9 protein-coding genes are annotated in these 9,355 nt (G+C 61.3%); 8 read left to right on the forward strand and 1 reads right to left on the reverse strand.

Features of this window, described 5'->3' with window-relative positions:
- Nucleotides 1–6 precede the first annotated feature (6 nt).
- The 6 genes from PMI09_RS15095 to PMI09_RS15120 are packed head-to-tail and all read left to right on the forward strand — an operon-like array spanning nucleotide 7 to nucleotide 6,153.
- Nucleotides 7–990, forward strand: coding sequence for an ABC transporter permease (locus PMI09_RS15095; RefSeq protein ID WP_007795535.1), 984 nt, complete (start codon nucleotides 7–9; stop codon nucleotides 988–990).
- Nucleotides 987–1,889 (forward strand): ABC transporter permease, encoded by a 903-nt coding sequence (locus PMI09_RS15100; RefSeq protein WP_007795539.1) that lies wholly within the window; start codon nucleotides 987–989, stop codon nucleotides 1,887–1,889. Before PMI09_RS15095 ends, PMI09_RS15100 begins: the two co-directional genes overlap by 4 nt.
- Complete coding sequence (locus PMI09_RS15105) at nucleotides 1,886–2,698, forward strand: ABC transporter ATP-binding protein (protein WP_007795542.1); 813 nt, start codon at nucleotides 1,886–1,888, stop codon at nucleotides 2,696–2,698. Before PMI09_RS15100 ends, PMI09_RS15105 begins: the two co-directional genes overlap by 4 nt.
- Nucleotides 2,695–3,627 carry an ABC transporter ATP-binding protein gene (locus PMI09_RS15110; protein ID WP_007795545.1) on the forward strand — a complete coding sequence of 311 codons (933 nt, stop codon included), beginning with the start codon at nucleotides 2,695–2,697 and terminating at the stop codon, nucleotides 3,625–3,627. Before PMI09_RS15105 ends, PMI09_RS15110 begins: the two co-directional genes overlap by 4 nt.
- A gap of 11 nt (nucleotides 3,628–3,638) precedes the next feature.
- Nucleotides 3,639–4,109: a GNAT family N-acetyltransferase gene (locus PMI09_RS15115; RefSeq protein ID WP_007795549.1), complete on the forward strand. Its 471-nt coding sequence runs from the start codon at nucleotides 3,639–3,641 to the stop codon at nucleotides 4,107–4,109.
- 22 nt (nucleotides 4,110–4,131) lie between these two features.
- Nucleotides 4,132–6,153 (forward strand): beta-N-acetylhexosaminidase, encoded by a 2,022-nt coding sequence (locus tag PMI09_RS15120; RefSeq protein ID WP_193385400.1) that lies wholly within the window; start codon nucleotides 4,132–4,134, stop codon nucleotides 6,151–6,153.
- A 5-nt stretch (nucleotides 6,154–6,158) separates the two neighbouring features.
- Here the strand turns inward: PMI09_RS15120 and PMI09_RS15125 are convergent, their stop codons facing one another.
- Entirely contained in the window at nucleotides 6,159–7,355 is a 1,197-nt protein-coding gene (locus PMI09_RS15125) for an ROK family transcriptional regulator (protein ID WP_007795557.1), read from the reverse strand.
- Nucleotides 7,356–7,612: 257 nt separating this feature from the next.
- Between PMI09_RS15125 and PMI09_RS15130 the strand changes: the two genes are divergently transcribed.
- Both PMI09_RS15130 and PMI09_RS15135 read left to right on the forward strand, forming a co-directional pair.
- Nucleotides 7,613–8,788: a Gfo/Idh/MocA family protein gene (locus PMI09_RS15130; RefSeq protein WP_007795560.1), complete on the forward strand. Its 1,176-nt coding sequence runs from the start codon at nucleotides 7,613–7,615 to the stop codon at nucleotides 8,786–8,788.
- 5 nt (nucleotides 8,789–8,793) lie between these two features.
- A partial coding sequence (locus tag PMI09_RS15135; protein ID WP_007795562.1) for a DUF993 family protein occupies nucleotides 8,794–9,355 on the forward strand: 562 nt, incomplete at its 3' end.

The following is a 9,355-nucleotide window of genomic DNA, read 5'->3' on the forward strand; positions in this document are numbered from 1 at the left end:
GACAGGATGCATATTTCCTCTCGACGCCTTGGCGTCTACGCGATCGCGCTGGTGTTTGCGATTGTCATGAACTTCACGGTTCCCCGGCTGATGCCGGGGACCCCCGTCGACGCGATGATCGCCCAGCTCGGCTCTCGCGCCACACCCGCCGCGATCGAAGCGATAAAGGCGCGCTTCGGGGCGATCAATGCGCCGATCACCGCCCAATTCGTTGACTATCTGAAAGGGTTGGCAACACTCGATCTCGGGGTTTCGGTGAAATATTATCCGCAGACCGTCGTCGAGGTGCTCGCTCGCTCGACCCTGTGGACCGCCTTCCTCGTCATCACGGCGATCCTGTTTTCCTTGCTAATCGGCGTGACGCTTGGCGCGGTGGCCGCGTGGCGGCGCGGCGGCCGTTTCGACACGATCGTTTCACCCCTATCGGTCGTCATGATCGCCGTTCCACCGGTGATCGTCGCACTGACGACGCTCTTCGTGTTCGGCGTGTCGCTCCGCTGGTTTCCCGTCGGCTATGCCTACGATCCAGGCCTGGACCCCGGATTGAATTTCGGGTTCGTCGGAAGCGTCTTCTTTCACGCGATCATGCCGGTGCTGACACTGTCGCCTTATCTCATCGGGGAATTCCAGACGACGATGCGATCGTCGATGATCTCCGTGCTTGGCGAAGACTACGTCACCATGGGTCGTGCCAAGGGATTGACCTCGATGACTGTGATGTTCGGTTACGGTGCAAGAAACGCCATGCTCCCGGTGCTGACGAACCTCGCGCTGATGCTCGGCGCCGTCTTCGGCGGATCGATCGTTACCGAGATCGTCTTCAACTATCCGGGTCTAGGCCTGACCTTGTTTACCGCAAGCGTCGCCCGCGACTATCCCGTCATCCAGGGGCAGCTGCTGTTAATGACGCTGGCAACGCTCGGAGCCAACCTCCTCGTCGACATCATTTATGGTCTCGTTGACCCCAGATTGCGGGAGGCCGCCGAATGAATGCTGCACTGAAACTGATCCGCCAGCAGCGCAAGGCGATCGTCGGTCTCGTCATCATCTTGGCACTTTGCCTGATGGCGATCCTGGCGCCGGTCATTGCACCGGCGAACCCGAGCGCACGTGTTGGCCGGTCGCATCAGCCGCCCACTATCGAGCATGTCATGGGCACGACGAAGATGGGCCGTGATGTCTACACGCAGTTCGTCTGGGGCGCGCGCACATCGATCGCAGTCGGTTTTGCGACAGGCATCGCCATCACGCTTCTTGGCACGGTGATCGGCCTGATTGCCGGCTATGTCGGCGGCCGCACGGACGCCGCACTCGACCTCGCAACGAATGCCGTCCTTGTCATACCGAACATACCGCTTCTCATCCTGCTTGCATCGTTTGCCGGCACCGTCGGGCCGCTCGCGATCATGGCAATCATCGCTCTGACTTCCTGGCCCTGGGGAGCGCGTATGACCCGATCGCAAACGCTTGCGCTGCGGACCCGTGATTTCGTCACGGCTGCGCGAATGATCGGCGAACCGGGCTGGCGTATCGTCTTCGTGGAGCTCCTGCCGAACCTGCTGCCGCTTATCGGCATCAACCTCGTCGGCAGCATCATCTACGCCATCGTCGCACAGACGACACTGGAATATCTCGGCTTCGGCGACCCCTTGCAGGTGAGCTGGGGAACCATGCTCTACAACGCGCAGAACTCGTCGGCGATCATCCTTGGCGCGTGGTGGGATATCGGAGCGCCGGCCGCCGGCATCGCGCTGATTGGCCTCGGCCTGGCGCTTGTCAACTTCACCTTTGACGAGATCGCCAATCCGCAGCTTCGCTCCGGCCCGGCACTCAGCCGCTGGCTCAGGCTCAATCGTGCACGCAATCGCAATCTGGAGACTGCCAGATGAGCAATGATCTCCTTGAGATCCGCAACCTCAACGTCGACTATCTGCTCGACAAGGGCGAGTTCCGAGCAGTGAAGGATGTGTCCTTCAGCATCGGCCGAGGCGAGCTGTTCGGCCTTGCCGGCGAGTCCGGCTGCGGAAAAAGCACAATCGCCTATGCCATCACGCGCCTGTCGAAACCGCCGGCCTGGGTCGCCAGCGGCGAAATCCTTCTGGACGGGCAGAACCTTTTGCAGTTGCCCCAGGTGGAGATGCAGAAGATCCGCTGGAAACGCGTCGGCATGGTCTTCCAGAGCGCCATGAACTCGCTGAACCCGCTGATGCGCATCGATGCACAGTTTCATGACGTGCTGCATCGACACACGGGTTGCTCGAAAAACCAGTCGCGCCAACAGGCCGAAGCGATGTTCAGGCTGGTTGGTATTCCGACCAGCCGCCTTTCCGACTATCCGCACCAGTTCAGCGGCGGCATGCGGCAGCGAATCGTCATTGCCATCTGCCTGGCGCTGAGGCCGGAACTGATCATCATGGACGAGCCGACGACCGCGCTCGACGTCGTCGTGCAGCGGGAAATCCTCGAGCAGGTCATCGACCTGCAGCGAACCTACGGCTTCTCGGTACTGTTCATCACCCACGACCTGCACCTGATGGCACAGCTTTGCCACCGGATCGGGGTCATGCTGAAAGGCGAACTCGTCGAGGTCGGTGACGTCAGGCAGGTTAGCCAGGCGCCGGTTCACGACTATACCCGCAAACTATGGAACGCCATACCGCAGCTCCCGGGCCGGCACCTGGCGGGAGCGATCGCATGAGCACGAGCCCTCAACTGTCTACGGCTTTGTCCGAGCCGGTGATCCGTCTGACCGATATCGAACGCCGCTTCGGCCCTGTTCACGCTTTGCGCGGGATCTCGCTATCGCTCAATCCCGGCAGGGCTCTTGCGCTTGTCGGGGAGTCTGGCTGCGGCAAGACCACGTGCGCCCGCATCATCGCGCGCATGGATCAGCCGACGACAGGCAAGCTTTGGTTCAGGGGACGCGATTTCACCGATGTCGGCCCCGTTGCGGATGAGCGCGCTTACCGGCGGGAGGTCCAGATGGTGTTTCAGGATCCATTCTCGTCGCTCAATCCCGTCTTTTCGATCGAGCACCACCTGTCGCGACCGCTCATCCTGCACAAGCACGCCGAGGGCAAGGCAGCCCTGTCGGATGCTGTCTCGACGCTCCTTGCCGATGTCGGACTTGATCCTGCACTCACAAAACGGAAATTTCCGCACGAGCTCTCTGGCGGCCAGCGGCAACGCGTCAATATTGCGCGTGCCCTCGCGGTACAGCCGGGCGTGCTTGTGGCGGACGAACCAACCTCCATGCTCGACGTGTCGATCCGCATGGGAATTCTCGAGCTTCTTGCGCGCATCAAGCGTGAAAAGAACCTCGCGCTTCTCTACATCACACACGACATAGCGACGGCCGCGCATGTCGCTGAGGAAATTGTCGTCATGTTTGCCGGTCAAATGGTCGAGTGGGGGAATACGAACGCGGTCATCAGCAATCCACGGCACCGATACACGCAACTGCTGCTGTCGGCCGTACCCGATGGCGGCAAGCCGTTCGTCACCGGAGGAAGTGCTCGCTTTCTCGAGCAGGCCGAAAAGGTCCGTGCCCTGAGCCGGCCGCCGTCGACGGCCGTCGAACAGGTCGGACCAAACCATTTCATCCGCCCACTTGCTGCATCGAACTAAGGGAGGCAACCTTGGACTATCTCGTCAATCTATCAGTCCTCGAGCCGAATGCCGATCTCACCGCCAGGATGAAGGATCTTGGCGTGACGATCCGGCGCCCCCTCGCACCGGAAGCCAAACTCGTGACCAAATGGGTCGCTGAGGAATTTGGCGACGGCTGGGCGAGCGAAACGGCAGTCGCACTGACCCGCCAGCCACCAACCTGCTTTATCGCAATCCGTGACCAGCACCTGGTCGGCTTTGCCTGCCATGAATCCATTGCGCGCAGCTTTTTTGGACCGACCGGCGTCGAGCAAGGATCGCGCGGGCTGGGGATCGGACATGCCTTGCTGCTTGCCAGCCTCTTCGATCTCAGAACCATGGGCTACGGATACGCCATCATAGGCGATGTCGGGCCTGCCGCCTTCTACGAGAAGGCGGTGGGCGCCATGCCGATCCCCAATTCCGCTCCCGGCGTCTATGCCGGAATGCTCAGAACCTAATCCCCCGCAACGCTATCAAGAGATGATCATGTCGATACAGCGCCAACCCGCCCTGCGGCTCGAAAGCTCATGGCTGCCCGCTTCGGAAGAACGAGCCCAGGCCTACACGCTCACACTCAAGAACCTTTCGTCGAAGTCGATTGCCGATTTCACGCTCTGCATCAGCGGACCGGGACGGGTCGATCCAGCGGTTCAGATCGAGGGTGGCACGATCGGTCGCCGGCTATCGAACTTCACTGAATTTCTGCCGCCCGAAAATTTCGAGCTTGAGTCCGGCAAGACATGGACGTTGACCATCTCCTCCCTCAGCTGGCCATTTCAACATTGGACGGATGGGGCAACCGGCGCCTATGTGGCGTTTGCCAACGGCAGCACGCTTGCGCTATCGGTGGAGCCGACCCGATCGCTCGCCAACAATGCGCCATTGAAGCGTGGCGCAGAAATCTATCCCGTGCCGGCCAATCCACCGGTGCCTGTTGCGATCGTGCCGTGGCCGCACGAGGTGTCGGTGTCGGGCAAGCGTTCGGTCCCTTCGGGGTTCGCGCTCAACGCCAGCAATCCCCAGGCCATTGCCGCAGCGGCTGCCTTTACCGACCTTGTCGAACAGCTCTTTGCCGTCGAGGGAATTGTTCGTCCTGCCTCCGAAGGCGGAATGCCTGTCATGCTTGATGTGATCGACGGCTTCGCGACGGAGGCCTATGGCGTTTCCTTCGCCGGCGATATCGTTCGCATTTCCGCCAGCACGCAAACGGGCTTGCTCTACGGCCTGATCACTCTGGGGCAGATTTGGCGCGGCGCGCACCTTTATCCGCAGGCATTCCGCTTCCCAGCTGAAGGCGAGATCCGCGACGAGCCATCCATGGGATGGCGGGGCTTGCATCTCGACGTCGCCCGACAGTTCTATGGCACGGCCGAAATCAAGAAGTTGCTCAGTATCCTCGCCTGGAACAAGGTCAACCGCTTTCATTGGCACCTTTCGGACGACGAGGCCTGGCGCGTCGAAATCGACGCCTATCCAGCCCTGACCGAGGTCAGCGCCTGGCGCGGACATGGCCTTGCCATTCCGCCGCTGCTCGGTTCCGGCGCAGCCCGCACCGGCGGTTATTACACCAAGGCTGCGGTTCGCGAGATCGTAGCACACGCCAAGGCGCTCGGCATCGAGGTCGTGCCGGAGATCGACGTCCCTGGACATTGCTATGCCATGCAGCAGGCGATCCCGGAACTTCGCGACCCGCAGGAAGCCGGAAGCTACTATTCGGTCCAGGGCTTCCCTGATAACTGCGTGAACCCGGCCCGCGAGAAGACCTATGAGGTTCTGGAAACCATCTTCCGCGAGCTGATCGAACTCTTCCCCTTCAAGACGATCCATATCGGCGCCGACGAGGTGCCCCTTGGCGCCTGGTCGGGCTCGCCGGAAGCCTTGGCGCGACTGCGCCAGATCGGCGGAGACGCCATTGCCGACGCGCATGCCAAGCGCCTCAACGTGATCACCAATACGCACGGCGCCGACGATATCGACGGCTCTGGGGCCGCCGTTTTGCAATCTTTGTTCCTCGCGCGGATCCAGACGTTTCTTGCCGAGCAAGGCTGCATTACCGGCGGATGGGAGGAGGCCGCGCATGGCAACGTCATCGACAAGGCAAAAAGCTATCTCTGCGGCTGGCGAAGCGTCGAAGTCTCGGCAGCGCTCGCCGGTCAAGGCTACGAAATGGTCGTCTGCCCTGGGCAGGTTTACTACCTCGACATGGCCAACAGTCCCGATTGGGATGAGCCGGGCGCCAGCTGGGCCGGGTGGTCGGAGCCGGAGAAGCTTTACAATTTCGATCCGGTGGAAGGCTGGAGCGACGAGCAGAAGAAGAAGCTGCGCGGCATCCAGGCCTGCATCTGGTCGGAACCGATGACCGATCGTGCCGTCTTCGACCGCCTGGTGTTTCCGCGGATCTCGGCTCTTGCCGAGAGCGCCTGGACGAAACCGGTCGACAAATCCTGGGAGCGCTTCAAGGCGGTCTCGGGACTGATGCCGGTCCTCTACGCCTATCCGTGAGGTTATCAGCCTAGAGGCTTTTGAAGGACATCGAACTGCGGGTTCGTTTCCGAAAAAATCGGCAGTGCCGCAGCGCCCAAGATCGCCGTGTCTCTGCCAGTCGCACCGATCATAATGCGGGGCAGGTTCCGCTCCGCCCCGGGATTCACTGGCGTATGCAAGGGTTCGAGTTGACGAACGAGGCGCTGCAGCAGCGAGGGAGGCATCGAACCGCCAAGCACGATCGTCTGCGGGTCGAAGGCCAGTTCGAGAAAATCGATTGTCTGACGCATGGGTTCGGCGGCAGCCTCTGCCCAGGCATCAATCCGAGTCTTCCCTTTCTCGATAAGGGCGGCAAGAGTTTCTGGATCGTGCTGTTCGAAATCACGAATGTCGAGATATTCGTAGGCCGAGCCGAGCGAGACGTAGCGGTCCAGACAACCACGCTTGCCGCACACGCAGGCCAGACCATTGGGGACCACGATCATATGGCCGATCTCGCCGGCATTGCTGCGGCTTCCCTTGTAGAGATGGCCGTCGAGAAACATGCCAGCACCAATGCCCCCGCCGAGAAACAGGTAGACAAAGCTGCTTAGCCCGCGCGCAACACCATAGAGCCGCTCGCCAATCGCGGCGGCCGTCGCGTCGTTTTCGATGAGGACAGGCGCGCTGATAAGACCGGCAAGTTCCCGGGCCACGGGAAAATCCTGCCAGCCAGGCAGTGTCACGGGGCTGAGCGATGTCACGCCTTCGGCAGCGTAACGCCCCGGCATCGCAATGCCGGCACCAAGCAAGCGGGCGCGATCGAAGCGGAAGCTCCGTAGCAGCTCGTCGGCGATACCGGCAAGGATCGGCATCGCCTCGCCGGGCGTTGGTCTGTCGACGGCCTTCTCGATCCGGGCCCGGACACGTCCCGAAAGATCGGTCAGCACGCCAACTGCATGATCCCGCTCCAACTCCAGACCAATGGAATAGGCACCGTTCGGATTGATCGAGTAGGGCGTGATCGGCTGCCCACGGGCTGCCTTTAGCGGCGCTTCCGCCTTCAGTAACTCAGACCCTTCCAGCTCCTCGACGATGTTCGATACCGTCTGCGTGCTGAGTGCCGTCAACCGAGCCAGTGCCGCCCGCGACAACGGCCCGTTCGTTCGGATCGCTTCGATCACGACACGCCGGTTGTGCGATTTCGCCTGCTCTAGGTTGGTGCCAGAAATTGCCTTCATATACTCGACTTGCCGGAATTCAAACCAATCACCTAGCTTACCGCATAAGGGGTTCCGCCACGGATATCCAGCGGTTTGCGTTCGACGTTCAGGGCGAAACGAGGGATTGCGCTACAGGATTGCTGCAACGACATGCAAGCGACTTTCGGGGAATTCAGTCCCACGACAAGTCCGTGTTTCTTGGGCCGGGTTGACAGCATGGGGAGCGCATGTCACTTATGTAACTAAATAGTTATTTACTTGGGAGGAAGACGCAGATGGCGACGATTTCGCTTGGCATTGTCATGCATGGGATCACTGGCCGCATGGGCTATAACCAGCATTTGGTGCGGTCCATTCTGGCAATCCGCGAGCAGGGGGGCCTCCAGCTTTCCAACGGCGACTACCTGATGCCCGATCCGATCCTCGTCGGACGCAACGCCGACAAGATCGAAGCGATTGCCCGCAAGCACGGCCTGACGCGCACGACCACTGATCTCGATCGCGCCCTTGCGGATCCGAACAACAAGATCTTCTTCGATGCGGGCTCGACGCAAATGCGCGTCGCGCTGCTGAAAAAGGCAATCGAGGCGGGCAAGCATGTCTATTGCGAAAAGCCAATCTCCGAGACGCTCGAGGAGGCGCTTTCCGTTGCGACGCTCGCCGAGCAGCGCGGCGTCAAGAATGGCGTCGTGCAGGATAAGCTCTACCTGCCGGGTCTGCGCAAGATCGCATTGCTGAGGGACAGCGGCTTCTTCGGCAAGATACTCTCTGTGCGCGGCGAATTTGGCTATTGGGTCTTCGAGGGTGATTGGGGCGTGAAGGCGCAACGCCCCTCCTGGAACTATCGCGCGGCCGATGGTGGCGGCATGATCCTCGATATGCTGCCGCACTGGCGCTATGTGCTCGACAACCTGTTCGGCGAGGTCAAGGCCGTCAGCTGCTATGCATCCACCCATATCCCAAGTCGCGTCGACGAGAATGGAAAGACTTACCGGGCCGATGCCGACGATGCGGCCTATTCGACCTTCGAGCTCGAAGGGGGGATCGTCGCCCATATTAACTCCTCCTGGGCAGTTCGCGTGCGTCGTGACGACCTCGTGACCTTCCAGGTCGACGGCACCCATGGCTCGGCCGTGTGCGGCCTGACGAAGTGCTGGACCCAGCATCGCGTCAATACGCCGAAGCCGGTCTGGAATCCTGACCAGCCGCAGACGATCGACTTCTACAAGACTTGGGACGAGGTGCCGGAAACCCAGCTGTTCGACAACGGCTTCAAGGCGCAGTGGGAAGACTACCTGCGCTACGTCGTCGAGGATGCACCGTGGAAGTTCACCTTGCGCGAAGGCGCCAAGGGCGTTCAACTTGCCGAACTGGCAAACCAAAGCTGGAAGGAACGCCGCTGGGTTGATGTTCCCTCGCTCGCCGACTCCTCCGTCCGCAAGGTTGCCTGACGACCATGGCAGCGACACTTCGTCTTCCCGTTTCCGGCGGTACCCTGCAGGATTACACGGTCGCCAACACACCGCTTGCCGCACCGGAACGCCCGGCCGGCGGGCACGCCTTCAACCGCGTCGCCTTTGCGGCCGCGCACGTGGTGGTCGATCCGTTGGCCGACAACGATCCCTGGCTCGATCGCAACATCGACTGGGAGCGCACCGTTGCGTTCCGCGAATACCTGTGGGATCTCGGCCTCGGTGTGGCCGAGGCGATGGACACGGCCCAACGCGGCATGGGGCTTGACTGGACGGGCGCCAAGGAATTGATCGCCAATGTCCAATCGGCAGCGCGCAAACGCTCTGATGCGCTGATCGCCTACGGGGCCGGCACCGACCATCTGCCCCCCGGTCCGGATGTGAGCATTGACGATGTGACCCACGCTTATGAAGAGCAGGTCGCCTACGTCGAAGAGCAGGGCGGCAGGATCATCCTCATGGCAAGCCGCGCTCTTGCCGCGGCCGCCAAGAGCCCCGAGGATTACGTGCGTGTCTATGACCGCATCCTGCGGCAGGTTCGCCAGC

This window comes from Rhizobium sp. CF122, from assembly GCF_000282035.1.
GTDB lineage: Bacteria > Pseudomonadota > Alphaproteobacteria > Rhizobiales > Rhizobiaceae > Rhizobium.